The sequence below is a fragment of the Sulfurovum iocasae genome, from assembly GCF_047716765.1.
Classification (GTDB): Bacteria; Campylobacterota; Campylobacteria; order Campylobacterales; family Sulfurovaceae; genus Sulfurovum.
Window position 1 is genome coordinate 907,512 of sequence record NZ_CP180410.1, and the last position, 17,747, is coordinate 925,258.

Below are 17,747 nucleotides of genomic sequence, written 5' to 3' on the forward strand. Positions count from 1 at the left end.
CCTACCTGGAAACCACTACCCGACAGCTGATGCAGGTCAGGATAAAAACGTAGAGCTCAACCAGACCGTTACCATCATGGGAAGAGGAAGTGACCTGGACGGAACGATCGTCTCCTATGAGTGGAAAAAGGGCACTACGGTTCTGGCGACTACAGTGTCCTTCGACTATACACCGACTGTAGTAGGAACGGATACGCTTACTCTGACGGTAACAGATGATGAAGGGGCGACGGGGACTGACAGTATGACAGTGACGGTTGCCAATCCTTAGATGCTTCAGCCATAGATATGCACAGGGGTAGTTTGCAGATAATGTGATTTTTTAATGCGCTTTTCATAAAAGCTGGGCTTGATGCTTTGTGCTTTATATTGCAGTGCCAGTGATTGATCAAGATAGTTTGGAATGTCTTTGAGCTCTTTGACATCGATCTGGATCTTTTCAAAGGGTTTATATTTGGCTTTGATCTCTCTGAGGTCTTTTTTCTTTTGGCTCTTTTTGTAGTGTTTGCTCAGCAACCCATACTTGTGCCAAATGGTATATGTTGCACTCTTGGAAGGAATCTCTTGACAATTGCGACTAAATAGATAATGGTGAAAATAGTCATACTCCAAAGAGGGATGATTATCTTTGCTAAACTGCACCAACAGCGCCCCTGTACGTTCATTCATCTGTCTATACGGCTTGCTTGGGTACTTTAGAACGGTTGCAAAGTGAAGCGATTGACCCACTTGCGAACAGTCAGCCTTGTTGTTTGAAACTCTTTGGCTATCTGCGTGATGTTTCTGATCTCTTGATAGCACTTTATGATCGCCAATCATAACTATAATAGCTCTTGTGTATATTTGAGAAAGTCCTGGTATGTTAAAATGTTATTTGCCAGCATGGTTCTTACCCTTTCTAAAATTGGGGAATCCTGGATAGCTTATACCTACTTGATTAAGTATCTTCTGATACATTAGGTGGTTATCATGTTGATGTACTTTCCTTGTGTTTTAATAAGGATTTAATCTATTTAGTTAGATAATAGTAAACTGTGATTACTAAAAGAAAAGCCAAACTATTTGCGAAAAAAGGACGGAAAACTTATGGATTTCTTTTCTTTAGAGAAAGCCGAGTTGCCTAAAAGAAGTAATCTAGTTTTTTTGGTTTTAATACCAAATAATACTTTATTGTTTTGTATAAAATAAGGAAGAGAGAATGGAGAAGAAAAGCAAAATTATTATGATGATGGTCGGATTGCTAATCGCTCTCTTCGGAGTTCAAAGCTATGGTGGAGAGGAAGCAATAAAAATTGGCTGGGCGGAAATCGATATCACACCTACTGAAAGCCTCCTTCCTGTTGACCTGCGCGGGCAGATGTATGCACGTGTCACCTCCACTATTAACGATCCTCTGACTGCGACCGCACTTGCTATAGAATCGGATGCCGGTGAACAGTGGATCCTAGTTTCTATTGATACTATTGATCTGGGTCCCGGGGGAGCTAGAGAGTGGTGGCCTATGGATCATGAAGGTATGCTCGTTCCTCTTCGCAACAGCCTTCAGGGAACATTATCAGGTTTTGACCTCAATAAATTAACATTGGTTGCCACACATACCCACACCGCGCCTTACCTGAATGAGACTATAAGACACTATCATCCCACTCATGAGCCTGTAAAAAATAACCCCTATTATGATTTTGCAAAATGGAAGCTTGAGCTAGTTATCCAGCAAGCCTGGAACAACCGTACTTATGGTGGTCTCAGTTTTGAAAAGGGAGAGGCGGCGGTCGGGTTCTGCCGCATTGTTAAATATACAGACGGTCACCATGAAATGTATGGTGATACAAGCCGTCCCGATTTTGCCGGAATGCTGACACCATTTGATCATACACTGGAGCTAATGTATACTTTCAACCCTAGTGGTGGATTGACAGGAATTATGATAAACATTGTGTCTCCGTCACAAAGAGTTGGAGGCGCTGAGTATCTTTCTGCTGATTTCTGGTACGATGTCAAGCAAAAACTCAGACAGACCTATGGTAATGATATATATATTCTGCCTTATGGTGGTGCTGCTGGAGAGATGTCTCCTTGGAATTTAGAGGGAACTAGGGCAACTCGAAACGAAATTGGTGAAATGATCGCGGATAGCGTTCGTAAGCGGTATCCATCTGCAATGAACACAATTAAATATCAAGTTGAAATGAAGCACACTGCAAGAGATGTCAATTTGACAACAAAAAGTTATTACCATACTAATCATCCGGTTTACAATGAACCCCGACCTACCTACCTGGTTGAGATCCATGCAGTACGCCTTGATAATACTGCATGGGTTAATAATCCGTTTGAGCTTTTTAATGCCTGGGGGAAAGCTATTCAAAATGGAAGTGTGCCAACACAAACCATTATCGCGCAGATGAGTGGTCTTAACCGTGGTGGATATCTACCGACTCAAGAAGCTGTTAGTGGAGGCGCATACAGTTCATTGATACAGGATGGTTGGTGCGACCACATTGGCGGTCAACAGCTGGTGGATAACTCAGTTGATATGATCAACGGTCTTTTTGAAGATGATACCGCTCCTATAGCTAGAAATGACAGTGCGAACACTGACGAGGACGTCGAGCTAACTATCGATGTTCTTAGTAACGATACAGATCCCAACGGAGATACTCTTTATATTATGTCTATAACACAACCTTTTAATGGTTTCAGTGCAATAGATGCAGTAAATGGAAATGATGCTGTAATCTACATTCCCGGAACTGGATTCAGTGGCAGTGATTTGTTTACCTATACGATCAGTGATAGTAGCGAAACAGACACAGCCAGTGTAACGGTTTACGTAGGATCTATCAATTATGAAGCCGAAGATGCAGAAATGAGTCCTGCATTTGCGATCAGTAGTGCCCACTCTGGCTATACAGGTACGGGTTATGTGGATTATGCAGGTGAAGGTTATGTAAAATGGACAGTGGAACTAGCTACCGAAGGTAACTATGATCTGGTTTTCCGTTACGCACTAGGATCGGGGAACCGGCCGTTACATATCAGTGTTGATAGTACCAGTGGTGGATCAACTATTGATTTTCCGGCTACAGGTGGTTGGTCAACCTGGGGTGAGACACGTACTACGGTCTCACTCACTGCAGGTACCCATACGATCTATGCAAGCACCACGGGTCTTAGTGGCGCCAATGTAGATCATCTGTCGATCGAAGACGCCACGGGTACACCGCCGCCGAACACTCCCCCGACAGCCAATGCCGGAGCGGATAAGGCCGTACAGGTAAACAATACAATCACCATCACGGGAAGCGGAACTGATCCAGACGGAACGATCGTCTCCTATGAATGGAAAAAAGGTACTACCGTTCTGGCAACTACAGCCTCATTCGATTATACACCGACTGTAGTAGGAACGGATACCCTGACACTTACGGTAACGGATGATGATGGTGAGCCCGGAACAGACAGTATGGATGTGATAGTTACAGAAGATCCACCGCCTCCGCCAAGTACACTCTATGAAGCCGAAGATGCAGAAATGAGTCCTGCATTTGCGATCAGTAGTGCCCACTCTGGCTATACAGGTACGGGTTATGTGGATTATACAGGTGAAGGTTATGTAAAATGGACAGTGGAACTAGCTGCCGAAGGTAACTATGATCTGGTTTTCCGTTACGCACTAGGATCGGGGAACCGACCGTTACATATCAGTGTTGATAGTACCAGTGGTGGATCAACTATTGATTTCCCGGCTACAGGTGGTTGGTCAACCTGGGGTGAGACACGTACTACGGTCTCACTCACTGCAGGTACCCATACGATCTATGCAAGCACCACGGGTCTTAGTGGCGCCAATGTAGATCATCTGTCGATCGAAGACGCCACGGGTACACCGCCGCCGAACACTCCCCCGACAGCCGATGCCGGAGCGGATAAGGCCGTACAGGTAAACAATACAATCACCATCACAGGAAGCGGAACTGATCCAGACGGAACCATTGTATCCTATGAATGGAAAAAAGGTACTACCGTTCTGGCAACTACAGCCTCATTCGATTATACACCGACTGTAGTAGGAACGGATACCTTGACACTTACGGTAACGGATGATGATGGTGAGCCCGGAACAGACAGTATGGATGTGATAGTTACCGAAGATCCACCGCCAAACATCCCCCCCACAGCCAATGCCGGACCGGATAAAAGTGTACAGGTGAACCAGTCCGTTACCATCACAGGAAGCGGAACTGATCCAGACGGAACCATTGCATCCTACGAATGGAGCAAAGATGGAACAGTTCTGGCAACTACAGCCTCATTCGATTATACACCGACTGTAGTAGGAACGGATACCCTGACACTTACGGTAACGGATGATGATGGTGAGCCCGGAACAGACAGTATGGATGTGATAGTTACCGAAGATCCACCACCTCCGCCAAATGTACTCTATGAAGCCGAAGATGCAGAAATGAGTTCTGCATTTGCGATCAGTAGTGCCCACTCTGGCTATACAGGTACGGGTTATGTAGATTATGCAGGTGAAGGTTATGTAAAATGGACAGTGGAACTAGCTACCGAAGGTAACTATGATCTGGTTTTCCGTTACGCACTAGGATCGGGGAACCGGCCGTTACATATCAGTGTTGATAGTACCAGTGGTGGATCAACTATTGATTTTCCGGCTACAGGTGGTTGGTCAACCTGGGGTGAGACACGTACTACGGTCTCACTCACTGCAGGTACCCATACGATCTATGCAAGCACCACGGGTCTTAGTGGCGCCAATGTAGATCATCTGTCGATCGAAGACGCCACGGGTACACCGCCGCCGAACACTCCCCCGACAGCCGATGCCGGAGCGGATAAGGCCGTACAGGTAAACAATACAATCACCATCACAGGAAGCGGAACTGATCCAGACGGAACCATTGCATCCTACGAATGGAGCAAAGATGGAACAGTTCTGGCAACTACAGCCTCATTCGATTATACACCGACTGTAGTAGGAACGGATACCCTGACACTTACGGTAACGGATGATGATGGTGCGCCCGGAACAGACAGTATGGATGTGATAGTTACCGAAGATACACCACCTCCGCCAAATGTACTCTATGAAGCCGAAGATGCAGAAATGAGTCCTGCATTTGCGATCAGCAGTACCCACTCTGGCTATACAGGTACGGGTTATGTGGATTATGCAGGTGAAGGTTATGTAAAATGGACAGTGGAACTAGCTGCCGAAGGTAACTATGATCTGGTTTTCCGTTACGCACTAGGATCGGGGAACCGACCGTTACATATCAGTGTTGATAGTACCAGTGGTGGATCAACTATTGATTTCCCGGCTACAGGTGGTTGGTCAACCTGGGGTGAGACACGTACTACGGTCTCACTCACTGCAGGTACCCATACGATCTATGCAAGCACCACGGGTCTTAGTGGCGCCAATGTAGATCATCTGTCGATCGAAGACGCCACGGGTACACCGCCGCCGAACACTCCCCCGACAGCCGATGCCGGAGCGGATAAGGCCGTACAGGTAAACAATACAATCACCATCACAGGAAGCGGAACTGATCCAGACGGAACCATTGCATCCTACGAATGGAGCAAAGATGGAACAGTTCTGGCAACTACAGCCTCATTCGATTATACACCGACTGTAGTAGGAACGGATACCTTGACACTTACGGTAACGGATGATGATGGTGCGCCCGGAACAGACAGTATGGATGTGATAGTGACAGCAACACCGTCGTCGGCGGTTCAGAAAGGTCCTTATCTTATATATGATGGTGCCAATACAGAGATGAGAGTGCTCTGGCAATTGGACAGTTCACGGTCCTGTACGATCGATTGGGGAGAGGATGCTTCTTATGCAAAGGGCACTGCAGGTACCAGTGAAAATGGGGATGGCACTTATGACCATCGGCATATATACACAATCACAGGACTTACTCCCGGTATACACTATTTCTATAAAGTGACCTGTGATTCCAATTATATCGGACGTGGCTCTTTTCATTCTGCTCCTTCAGATGATGCAGACAACGTTAAATTTATGGTCTATGGAGATACCCGATCCTATCCTGCCGACCATAACTCTGTCAATTACCAGATGATCAATACCTATACAACTAATCCAGAGTATCAGACCATAACACTCCATGTAGGTGATTGGGTTAACAATGGTGACCTTGAAGCTGATTGGGCCAATCAGTTCTTCGATTCCTATTACACCAACACAAATGAATTTCAAGCGAATATGCCCATTAACGGTGCGAGAGGTAATCACGAAGGTTCCGGTGATCTTTTTTATAAGTATTTCCCTTATCTTTATGAACCTGGTGGTTTTTATTGGTCTTTTGATTATGGCCCGGTTCATGTTACTGTTATTGATCAGTATGTAGATTACAGCCCTGGTTCTACACAATATATATGGCTCGAGAATGATCTATCTTCCAGTACAAAGAAGTGGAAATTTTTAGTATTTCATGAGCCTGGTTGGTCAGCAGATGGTCCCCATAGCAATAATGTTGATGTTCAGAATTACATTCAGCCTCTCGCTGTGGAAAAGGGTGTGGATATAATATTTGCAGGACACAACCATTACTATGCCCGTGCGACTGTAGATAGTATACAGCACATCACTACCGGGGGAGGAGGAGCTCCGCTGTATTCACCAGATCCTAACTATGAAAATGTTGTAGCGACAGCGCAGTCACACCATTTCTGTGAAGTTGAGATTCAGGGGGATGATCTTTATTTTACTGCTCGAGATGCATCTGGTTTAGAGCTCGATTCGTTTCATATGGATTAGGTGCAGAGCTTCATACCCTGCAAACTGGTATCACTTCCAAAAACCATGTAAACTGATCTTTAGGTGAGACTGCAGACCATATGAGAACAGGAAAATAGATGGCTAACCAGATATATTTCATTTACTTCACTGCGGTCATTAAGAAAGATCGTAAATAATTAAGTAGCCAACCTACTAAATAGTACGATTTTATGTAATCTAATAGGAATTATCTAAAAAGATGGAGGTGTTTGTGGTGTTTAAAATAGTTATTACTTTTACATCAATAGTTATTGTATCGCTTTTGGCTTCTCCTGCAGTAAAAACAGGACAAACATTAAGTTATGATCAAAACAACAATATTGTAACTGATGGCAGTGTTAAGGACGGTAGCGGAAACATCTATGCGGAGGGAATCACTGATTCTAATGATGGTGATATCAGTAACGGCAATAATGGATTTACCGATACCCTGTTAACGGCAGGCTCCATCGATGCTGATAAATGGAAGCTTGTTTGGTCGGATGAGTTCAATTACGAGGGTTTGCCCGACAAATCGAAATGGACCTGCGAAGAGGGATTCATACGTAACGAAGAGAAGCAGTACTATACCCGTGACCGAAAAGAGAATGCCAGGGTCGAAAACGGTACATTGATCATCGAAGCGAGAAAAGAAAAATTCGAAAACCCCATATATGATGAGAATTCCACCGACTGGAGAGAATCACGTGAATATGCCGAATACACTTCGGCAAGTCTCATTACAGAGAATAAGGCGAGCTGGAAATACGGGCGGATAGAAGTCAGGGCCAAACTTCCGCAGGGATTAGGTATCTGGCCGGCCATATGGACCCTGGGTACCTCCTGCTCGGAGGTGGGCTGGCCCGAATGTGGAGAGATTGACATTATGGAGTACATTGGGAGGATGCCAGACACGATCTATACCACGGTAGCCTACGTTCTTTCAGGCGGAATGGTTAGAGAGAGAGGCAATCACGTTACGGATAATCCCTTTGCTGATTTCCACATCTATGCCATGGAATGGTACCCGGACCGTATCGATTTCTTTTTTGATAAGATAAAATACTATTCCTTTCAGGTCGAAAATGCCGGGGAAGGAGAAGACAATCCCTTCCGCAAACCTCACTATCTTCTCATAAACTTCGCATTGGGAGGTAAATGGACCGGAGAAATCGATAATTCTATTTTTCCGCAGAAGTACATCATTGACTATGTGAGGATATATGAACAAAAAACTTGTCAGTAGGTGCTGGACAACCAATCTTATCAATGTGGAGCGGAACAAAAGTACATTCACTTTCGATATCAGTATGATCAAATACAATGTCTCCGAAGCTGAAATCGAACTGATCTTGTATAAGATTACCAATCTTCAACAACTGTAAACGTATTTGGAGAGACGTTGACCATTAATACCAACCAACACCGATCACTGTCACTTCCTTAAGGATCAGAATAAAGGGTAAGGATGCTGTTTATGATAATATTGTGTATCGGACAATAAAATAAAATTCGCATTTTTGAAATTTTAGGGGCAGATTATCAATAATTTGACCTTTTAATGCGCTTCTCATAACAGATTCAATATAATTTTTAAAACCCACAAAATAAATAACCTGGTACCAAGCAAGGGAAATAGATTATGCTTAAAAAACTCTTTAATTTATTAATAACAGATCCGCTGAAAATTCCTTATTATCTATGGATCAAGTTTTACAAGCTCCGGCTGTCGTCAAAACCAAATGTGAAGATCAAAGGCAGGCTGATTATAAAGGGTTTGCCGCTTATCGATATCCGGAAAGAAAGCAGGCTGTATATTGGAACTGATGTGACACTAAACTCCAAAAACAAAGACTATCATATTAATCTTCATTCACCCGTAAAACTTTTTGCAGAGGGAGAAGGGGCAGAAATAAGGATCGGGGATAAAACCAGGATACATGGTACTTGTATACATGCTTTTGAGTCGGTCATAATTGGCAAGGGTTGCTTGATTGCAGGAAATTGCCAGATAATCGATGGTAATGGCCATGACTTGTCATTCCCCAATGTGGAAGACAGAATCAATACGACAGGAATAAGCAAGCCCATAACCATAGAAGACAATGTCTGGATCGGTGCCAATTCGATTGTATTGCCAGGCGTCACAATAGGAAGAGGCTCTGTGATTTCTGCCAATAGCGTTGTGGTCAGGGATATACCGCCAATGGTGGTTGCAGGTGGAAATCCAGCCATCATTATTAAAGAATATACAGAGAATTAATACCAAAGAGGATACTTATGAAATTAAGTTTTTTAGGGGATGTTGTTTTAAATAAAGATTATAGCGTTGATCTGCCGTTTCAGGAATTTATATTTAATCTTGAACATCCATTGTCATGCGAGGGTATCCCTGCAAAAAACAAAGTAAATAAATGTGAAGAGAGATCGTACATAGAAGAGACATTTGGTAAACTTCCGCTTGCAGTCAATCTTGCCAACAATCATATTGCGGATTATGGTGATGTTGCATTTGCAAAAACGATAGAATTTCTGGATCATAACAATATTGCCTATTTTGGTGCAGGAAATAAAAAAAATAATTTCAATAATCCTGCCATAGTCAACTTTGACGGAAAAAAAATTGCTCTTTTGGGATACAGTTGCCCTACTACGAGTCCAGTATTTGGAGAGGATGAGTCAAACGGCAGCGCACCATTGGATCAGGAGAAAGTACTTCATGATATTGAAGGGTGTCGCAGTGATGTTGACTATATTGTTATTAATCTGCATTGGGGAGATGAAAATATCCGTTATCCCAAACCTGATGATGCACAAAAAGCAAGGATGTTCATTGATGCCGGTGCCGATCTTATCATAGGCCATCATGCACATGTGATCCAAAGTTTTGAGAAATACAAGGACAGATACATATTTTACGGGCTTGGCCACTTTTTGTTCCCTTATCAGGACCGTCCTGCCAATTATGATGGCACAAAATTTCAAAATATCTATTCTCCCAAAGAAGATCCGGCAAATCGAGAAGGTCTTGTTGTTGATATAGATAGAGATCTCAATGTTGCCTACTCGACCATATTGTTTGACGGAAAGTCTGTTAAGCCCTATAAGGTAAAAGTGCCTGGTTGGGTTCCTAAAACACAAAAACAGTATGATTTGTATTTAAAAACCAGGCAAAAACAGAAAATGTTTGAATCGTTCATTCAAAATCCACGATTTCCTTCAGTTGAACAGATTAAACGTTTTTTGAGATTATGAAATCAATAATGCTACAAAGTTAAAAAATAAAAGGAAACAATTTTGAATTATTTTGCAATACTCAATCAACCGATTAATAAAGATAATGATATAGAGTTCAATGGTAAATATATACATTTTGAACAGTATTGCTCTTTGAAGCACTGGAAGCCGTATTTTGATGAAAAGAATCAAATAAGAATGTTTGTGCTTGGAAGGCCGACAATTGAGATCGATGAATGGGAACATTATCAGGCAAATGAAGAGTCATATATAACTCAATTACTGATTAAAAAATATATACAAAATAATCTGAATCAATTTTGTAATGAACTAAATGGTGCATTTACCATTTTGATCTTGGATGGTATCCAAAAAAGATTAATTGTTATTACAGACAAGTTGGGAATATATCCAGTTTATGAAAATTCAAAAAACAATATTAAAGATTTTCAGGTTTCAACACATGCTGATATTCTAGCCAATAATTTAGCCAAAACAACACTGGATGAAGTTTCTGTTGCAGAATTTCTTAAAAGAGGTTTTATAAATATCCCAAATACTTACTATAATGAATGCAAGACACTGGAGCATAGCCATTTTTATATTTGGGATTTTGGTAAAGAGCAGTTTGAATTCAGGAAATATTTTGATTTTAAGTCGAACTACAGTTATGATGTTGATTTTTTGGTTAATAAACTTTCAACCAGTCTATTAAATGCTATACAAAGAAGAACAAACAAGTATTACGGTAAAAAAGCAGTTTTGTTAAGCGGCGGTGCAGACTCCAGGGTTATTCTCTACAATACGGCAAGTGATGCAGATGCAATAACACTCTATAATATTGAGAATACAGAAATCAACACTGCAAAAGATATATCAAAGATATTGAATACAGAGCATCATTTGATACAGAGGGAATTTGACCACTATATCGATATCCTTGACAGATCGGTGCTTGGGAGCGGTGGCACGGCAGAAATTACCAGTGATCACTATCTTACCTATAAAGACAATGATATATTTACTTCATATGATCAGTTGCTCACGGGGTGTTATTTTGATTATATGTTCAAAGGGCTCAGTTTAAATACAAAGAACATTTCACTGTTTGGTAAAAAACTACACTATAAGGTACTTTCTAATGTGCACAGTCACTACTATACCGGTATTTTTACTATATCATCACATTATGATTTGAAAGTGACAGAAAGAGAAAATCAACTTTTCAAAAACTACAGTGATTTGACAGAACTGGAAAGCAAGCGTTCTTTTCCTTTTTTTAGAGAAGGTGATGCCATCATGAGACTTTCGTTGATCAGATTTTTCCAAGCAGATTTTATTGCTGCAGATAATGATCTGATCGATTGTTTTTTGGCCATTTCTCCCAAGTATAAGATCAATTCCCAGATCTTCGGTAAGGCAGTGGCTAGAATAACAGAGAATATCAACCATATCCCGCATGCGAATACCAATATTAAAATAGGTGCGCATCCCTATATATTTGCGGTTAAATCACTGATCAATTCTATGAAAAAGAAGTTAGGTAGAGGCAAAGCAGATAAATTGATAGGTGAGGGGTCATGGATCAATTTTATAGCATATGCCAGAAAGAGTAACAAAGTTGATAATGTATGGAATTCCATCGATGATGTTGAGCGACAAATTGTAATTGGACTTTTAGATTATGATCCTTGGGAGAGAGGAAAAGAATATATACTGAATCAATATAATGGGCATAATCTTCTATTTAGAATCATCACTTTTTGTAGATGGCATGAAATGTGCAGAAAAGATCAACTCTTAAAAAGGTGAAAAAATATGCGGAAGATACGCTTATGATATGGACGGTTAATAGACATATAAATAAAAACAAGATAGCATACCATACAAAATAGTTAAAAAAGAAGTATTCCACTATGAATGATCCAAAAGTTTCCATCTTGATACCATTATATAACTCTGAAGAATATATTGCAGAGACCATCGACTCCTGTTTAAAACAAACATATGAAAATATAGAAATCATTATTGTTGATGATGAATCAACAGATTCTAGTTTGGACATCGCCAAAGAGTATGAAAATAAGCATGCGAATATAAAGGTTGAAGCCCAAAAAAACAGTGGAGCACCAGTTGCGAGAAATAGGGCTTTTGCATTATCTACGGGAGAGTATATACAGTATATAGATGCAGATGACCTTCTACATCCGGATAAGATCCGTTTGCAGATAGAGGTTTTGAAAAACTCAGATGATCTTACAATAGTTTTTGGAAAATATGGATATTTTATAAAGACTATAGAAAATATAGATTGGAAAGATCTTCCTGTAAATAAAAACTATAATGATCCCAAACAGTTTCTTCTTAATTTATGGGAAAATGGAGTAGCAATAATTCCACATTTATGGCTGATACCTCGTAAACTAATCGAAGAGAGTGGGGGTTGGGATGAAAGTTTGGTTAAAAACCAGGATGGCGAATTTTTTTCCAGAGTAGTATTTATAGCAAATAAAGTATTTTTTGTTGAAAATAGTATAGGGTATTATCGCAGAGATAACCTAAATAGTATATCAAGACAGGTTTCAAGAAAAGCTTTTGAAGCAAAGTTACAATCTTTTGAGACATATGTTAATCTCATGAAGGAAGATCTAGATAAACTTGAAGTTCGTAGAAGTTTAGCATTGGTATATTCAAGAAACATCTACTATATGCGTTATAATTATCCTGAATATGAAGATTTAATTCAGAAAGCTGAAGAAAAAATAAAATTCTTAGGATTTAAAAGACCTTTAATAACAAGAAATAAGATAGAATATTTATTAATGGATTCTATTGGACTAGATGGTCTATCTTATTTGAAAAAAATTATAAAAACAATTATTAAACCCTTTAAATAACCTTTCTTCTCTATTAGTCTACCAATTATCATATAATTAAGAAGCACTATAAGGAAAAAATATCTATTCAAATTAGACCAAAATTCAAGTTAAATAAGTACAGCCATTTATAATGAAAAATATGGTAAATTATTTATATTTATATTTATATACAGATATTAAAAAATGCTAGGAGAGAATGTATTGAAAACTATAATCATTGGTATTTTTTTAAGAGATGGATCTGCGGTATCAAACTATTTTTTAAGATTATCAGATGAATTTGCTAAATTAGGATATAGGGTAATTATTATTGCAGATGAAGACCGAAAAAACCTGGTAGACACTACAAGTAACCCTATGATTTTAACCTGGCCATCTTATCATCCAACAAAATTAAAAGATTTTATATTTTTAAAAAATATTATACAAAAATATAAAGTAGAAATGTTAATATCCAGCTTTAATGCAGTTAACTTTTTTGTAATTGCTGGTTGGCTATTAAAGGTTCCAAATAGGGTTGCATGGATACGTACCATGAGTGATCAAATGCTAGAAGTCCCCAAATGGAAATTCTTTAGAAAAAGAATAATCTATAAATTAGCAACAAAGATAATAGTTAATTCTGAAGCAACTAAAAATGATGCTAAAAAAACATACAAAATACAAGAAAAAAAAATAATTTTATTACCAAACCTGATTAAAGAAAATGATAAATATATTAGTTTCAATAAAGAGTATAAAATAGTTTTTGTTGGTAGATTTCATAAATCCAAGGGGATTGATGTACTTATCAAGGCATTTTCGCTAATAATAGAAAAATTTCCTGAATTGAAACTTGAAATTATTGGTGGTGACGGTAATCAAGCAGAGTTTATCAAACTTGTAAAGCACCATGGTATTCAAAGTAGTGTAAATTTTCTTGGAAAGCAACCTATGCAAACCGTATTGGAACATTTTGCAACTGCGCAATTCAGTGTAGTACCAAGTTTGGCAGAAGCGTTTGGTATAGTCGTTATTGAAACTTTTAGTGTAAAAACCCCGGTTATTGGTTCAGATACAGGGGGGATAGCCAAAATTATTGAGGATGGGAAAAGCGGACTTTTGTTTCCTCCGGGAGATTATAAAGCTTTGGCTTCAAAAATGGAGATCTTGTTGAGAAGTCAAGAGCTGATAGATAGACTTGCCGAAGGTGCATATCAGCGATTTAAGCATACTTACTCACTTGAAGATAATATTGAACATGTTGCAGAAATGTTTCATGGGCTTATCGAATCCAATAAAGAGTAATATATTGTACAAATGGCATTTTTTGAAAATGAAACCAACCAGAGACGTATGAGATGAGAATTCTACACTTTTTAACAAATATCGATACAGGAGGAGCTGAAAAATTTTGTGTTGATATCTGTAATACACAGACTGATATTTCGGACAATGAAATTTATATCTGTGTATTGGATAGTATCAGCGAAAACCAACCTTTGGCAAAAATGGTATCACCAAAAGTCACATTGATTTCTTTAAATAAAGAGGGTGGGTATAGCCTGAAGATGTTTTATAAAATCTATAAAATTTTATCCAAACTTAAGCCTGATATTATTCACTTTCATAGCAGAGATTTAATATATGCATCATTGTCAATTTTAATAAAACGAATTCCATCTGTATATACCGTACACACTATGGCAAACAAGCAATTTAATAAATACTTTCGTAGCTATATGAAGTTTCTTTTTAATACATTCCCTTCCTTTTTTACGCCTGTAGCGATAAGCAAAAGCGTTAGGGAATCAGTACAGAAAACTTATGGAAAGCATTTGAATGCCTATATATTCAATGGAAGTTCGGAACTCAATCTTACTCACGAATCAGATAATGTAAGCAGAGAGATTAATTTATTGAAAAAAGATGAGAATACTTTGGTCTTTGTCTCTGTTGGACGCATTGCCCGAGAAAAAAATACTTTATTGTTGGTAAAAGCCGTCAATGCATTACTTGATAATTCCAAAAATGTTTGTTTATGTATTGTCGGGTATGATGGGAGAAAAGATCAAAATTATATAAATAAATGCAAAAAGGAAAACAGATATCCTGAAAGAATCAAGTTTGTTGGACGTAAGGAAAATATTGCTGACTATTTATATCCTGCTGATGCGCTATGCTTAACCTCAAATTATGAAGGCTTGGGCATCGCTGCACTAGAAGCATTTTCTATGGGAGTTCCTGTGCTTTCAACTCCATCAGGTGGCCCTTCTGACATTATTGTGCCGGGGTTAAATGGATATATTTCTAAGGAAATAACTGTTGAAAGTTACATAGAAGTACTAAATAGATTTATAGAAAAACCTCTTAAAAACAGGGAGAAGATCATTGAGATATATCAAGATAAATATACAATGAAAAGATGTGCTTTACAGTACCTGGCACTTTACAGAAGTAGATACGAAGAGCAAAGCGATCCTGAATGAATATAGTGAGAACTCATGGAGACCCCATAATTAGTTTAGATTATATATCTATTGTGATGCTTTTATTACCTCTATCCTCATTAAGTATTGTTGCGTTGTATGGAAGCCTTGCCCCTATTTCTATATTTTTTCTCATGGTTGTATTGGGCTCTATTCTAATTGTTGTTTTTTCCAATAAGAGTGAGATATTTTTGAAAATAAAATTGTTTGTTTTTTTCTTTTCTTTGTATTTAACTTACTCCTTAATCAATTACTATATTTTACTGGAAATATACCCCAATAAGTTACCTTTTGGCTACGTGGATGAAAAAACACTATATTCTTTTTCAAATTTTGGTTTACCCTATATTTCCGGTGAAAAATCTTTTTTTGATATATTTTCTGTTTTTAAATTAAGCGAATTGCCTTTGCATACGGCAATTACTTCTGTTATTGCATATTTGTCGATCTTGATAGACGGTGCGAATACGGTTATGGTGCAAAAACTCTTGTCGCCTTTTTTAGGAGGATTATTTGCCGTTGTTCTGTATTCAACACTGAAATATCAATTTACTGACCGCAACTTTTCACTGAATGCAGTGTTTGCATATTCTCTTTTGTCTGCAGTATTTATATACTCTACTCCCATGTTGAGAGATATTGACGTGGCACTGGCATATATGATATTTTTTTATCTTTTTTTACAAAAAAATAGCATTGGTAATTTACTTCTACTTTTCCTGGTTTCTTACATTACTATGTACTTAAGAACTGAATCTGGAATGGTTTTACTTGCTCTCATTCTTTTGTATATCCATTTTTATGCTAGAGACGTGCAATCCAAAGTATTGAAATCTATAATATATATTATGAGTATAATACTGATTTCTTTTGTGCTTATACTAATGTATAACATGGTTATGGGAAAGATAATAAGTTTGCATGAAGGAACGGTTACAAGAACAATTGCAGCCGCATCTTCAGACTCTATCGGGGTACTTTTCAACAAACTTCCTTTTGGCGTTAGTCATACTGCCAAAGTTTTGTTTGCGCAAATACTGCCTTTTCCTTTCTTTCACAAATTAGCCTATCCCCCATATATTATTAGCGGGATATTTTGGCCTTTTATATTTATAATGATGCTCTATGTAATAATGAAAAAAAACATAAGGGTTCTTGTAGATGAGAAAGTTAAATATTTATTGCTTGCTGTAATTACAGTTTTGTATTTGATGTCAGGGGAGCCGTTGACCAGAAGAATGATGGCCGTTTTCCCAATTATCTATATTGTAAGCTTATATGCATTTATTGCTATTCCAAAAAATAAGATTAAAAAAATTATTTCATATTATTTTTTTGGTATGATATCCCTTACTGTGCTCTATTATTTCATAAAAATTTAGTAATAGACGTAAGCAAAATAAGTTTATATTATGTAGTCAATCCTGAAAAACCCACTTCTCAAATAAGCCAAATATTCTATACCATCCATTCTACCACAATCTAAAAAGCAATAGGTAAAGATCAACATGTTTTCCTCTCTGACCTTTCCTGATATGTGTTAAGCTTTGGAATATGTGTGCTGTTTTCAATATAAAAATGAACAATAAGAAGAGGTTCATCCACTTCTTGAGGTTAAATACAGAGGCAGCGAGTAAGAGGTTTATTTCATCTTCAATAAATCTTTTAAGATAGTTCCTCTGCATCCCGTGATCTGTTTTCATATGACCAATGATAGGTTCAATGGCAGCCCTTCTTATAATTAATCCAAAGTAAACCTTTGGCTATGCCGGAGGACTCCCACAATTTGATAATTCCGGGAGTCAATGTGATATTCTATCTTCGAATCGCTCTAAGTTCAAAGAGAAGGAATATCAACATGAAAAGTATACAGCAAAAATCAGGTCATACAATATGGGAGTGTAAATATCATATTGTATGGATACCGAAATACAGAAAGAAAAGGCTCTATAAATAGTTGAGGCGATACCTTGGAGAGATGCTTAGGGATTTGGCAGTACAAAAAGAATGTACAATTGAAGAAGGACACTTAATGAGTGACCATGTATATATGCTGGTTTCAATACCACCAAAATACTCAGTGGCACAGGTTGTTGGATTTCTCAAAAGGAAAAGTGCTATATCTATTGTACGAACATACTTTGGGAGAAGAAAGAATTTTACAGGGCAATATTTTTGGGCAAGAGGTTATTATGTTTCTACAGTTGGGAGAGATGAAGAGAAGATACGAAAGTATATTCGCCATCAAGAGGAAGAAGATAGAAAGTTAGATAAAACTATCACTGTTTTGTGTTGTCGCCTATAGGCAATTAAGACCGCTTTGAGTGGTTCACATTTTCA

At 38.5% G+C, this 17,747-nt stretch carries 12 protein-coding genes, 2 pseudogenes and 1 riboswitch; of the genes and pseudogenes, 12 read left to right on the top strand and 2 right to left on the bottom strand.

Annotated features, from left to right (window positions below; translation table 11 throughout):
* Positions 1–22: 22 nt before the first annotated feature.
* Positions 23–271 (top strand): annotated as a pseudogene (locus ACLHDG_RS04505) (PKD domain-containing protein); the annotation flags it as partial.
* 5 nt (positions 272–276) lie between these two features.
* Here the strand turns inward: ACLHDG_RS04505 and ACLHDG_RS04510 are convergent.
* Positions 277–669 (bottom strand): hypothetical protein, encoded by a 393-nt coding sequence (locus ACLHDG_RS04510; protein WP_415407798.1) that lies wholly within the window; start codon positions 667–669, stop codon positions 277–279.
* Between the two features lie 26 nt (positions 670–695).
* Positions 696–815, bottom strand: a complete 120-nt coding sequence (locus ACLHDG_RS04515) for a helix-turn-helix domain-containing protein (RefSeq protein WP_415407799.1) — start codon at positions 813–815, stop codon at positions 696–698.
* A gap of 227 nt (positions 816–1,042) precedes the next feature.
* Positions 1,043–1,124, top strand: a riboswitch (cyclic di-GMP riboswitch).
* Positions 1,125–1,198: 74 nt separating this feature from the next.
* Here ACLHDG_RS04515 and ACLHDG_RS04520 point away from each other — a divergent pair.
* The 11 genes and pseudogenes from ACLHDG_RS04520 (at position 1,199) to tnpA (ending at position 17,712) form a co-directional block, all read left to right on the top strand.
* A complete protein-coding gene (locus tag ACLHDG_RS04520; protein WP_415407800.1) occupies positions 1,199–6,823 on the top strand; it encodes a PKD domain-containing protein in 5,625 nt (1,874 codons plus the stop codon).
* Between the two features lie 235 nt (positions 6,824–7,058).
* On the top strand, positions 7,059–8,069 hold the full coding sequence (locus ACLHDG_RS04525; protein ID WP_415407801.1) for a family 16 glycosylhydrolase: 1,011 nt from the start codon (positions 7,059–7,061) through the stop codon (positions 8,067–8,069).
* The gene (locus ACLHDG_RS04530; protein WP_415407802.1) at positions 8,047–8,208 is read left to right on the top strand and encodes a hypothetical protein; all 162 of its coding nucleotides are present in this window, start codon (positions 8,047–8,049) and stop codon (positions 8,206–8,208) included. Before ACLHDG_RS04525 ends, ACLHDG_RS04530 begins: the two co-directional genes overlap by 23 nt.
* 257 nt (positions 8,209–8,465) lie before the next feature.
* Positions 8,466–9,086 (top strand): acyltransferase, encoded by a 621-nt coding sequence (locus ACLHDG_RS04535; RefSeq protein ID WP_415407803.1) that lies wholly within the window; start codon positions 8,466–8,468, stop codon positions 9,084–9,086.
* 17 nt (positions 9,087–9,103) lie between these two features.
* A complete protein-coding gene (locus ACLHDG_RS04540) occupies positions 9,104–10,078 on the top strand; it encodes a CapA family protein (protein ID WP_415407804.1) in 975 nt (324 codons plus the stop codon).
* 42 nt (positions 10,079–10,120) lie between these two features.
* Positions 10,121–11,872 (top strand): hypothetical protein, encoded by a 1,752-nt coding sequence (locus ACLHDG_RS04545; RefSeq protein ID WP_415407805.1) that lies wholly within the window; start codon positions 10,121–10,123, stop codon positions 11,870–11,872.
* A 104-nt stretch (positions 11,873–11,976) separates the two neighbouring features.
* Complete coding sequence (locus tag ACLHDG_RS04550; RefSeq protein ID WP_415407806.1) at positions 11,977–12,957, top strand: glycosyltransferase family 2 protein; 981 nt, start codon at positions 11,977–11,979, stop codon at positions 12,955–12,957.
* 183 nt (positions 12,958–13,140) lie between these two features.
* Positions 13,141–14,226: a glycosyltransferase family 4 protein gene (locus ACLHDG_RS04555; RefSeq protein ID WP_415407807.1), complete on the top strand. Its 1,086-nt coding sequence runs from the start codon at positions 13,141–13,143 to the stop codon at positions 14,224–14,226.
* A gap of 53 nt (positions 14,227–14,279) precedes the next feature.
* On the top strand, positions 14,280–15,407 hold the full coding sequence (locus tag ACLHDG_RS04560; RefSeq protein WP_415407808.1) for a glycosyltransferase family 4 protein: 1,128 nt from the start codon (positions 14,280–14,282) through the stop codon (positions 15,405–15,407).
* Entirely contained in the window at positions 15,404–16,789 is a 1,386-nt protein-coding gene (locus ACLHDG_RS04565; protein WP_415407809.1) for a hypothetical protein, read from the top strand. Before ACLHDG_RS04560 ends, ACLHDG_RS04565 begins: the two co-directional genes overlap by 4 nt.
* Positions 16,790–17,265: 476 nt before the next feature.
* Positions 17,266–17,712: pseudogene (gene tnpA / locus ACLHDG_RS04570) on the top strand (IS200/IS605 family transposase).
* Positions 17,713–17,747 lie beyond the last annotated feature (35 nt).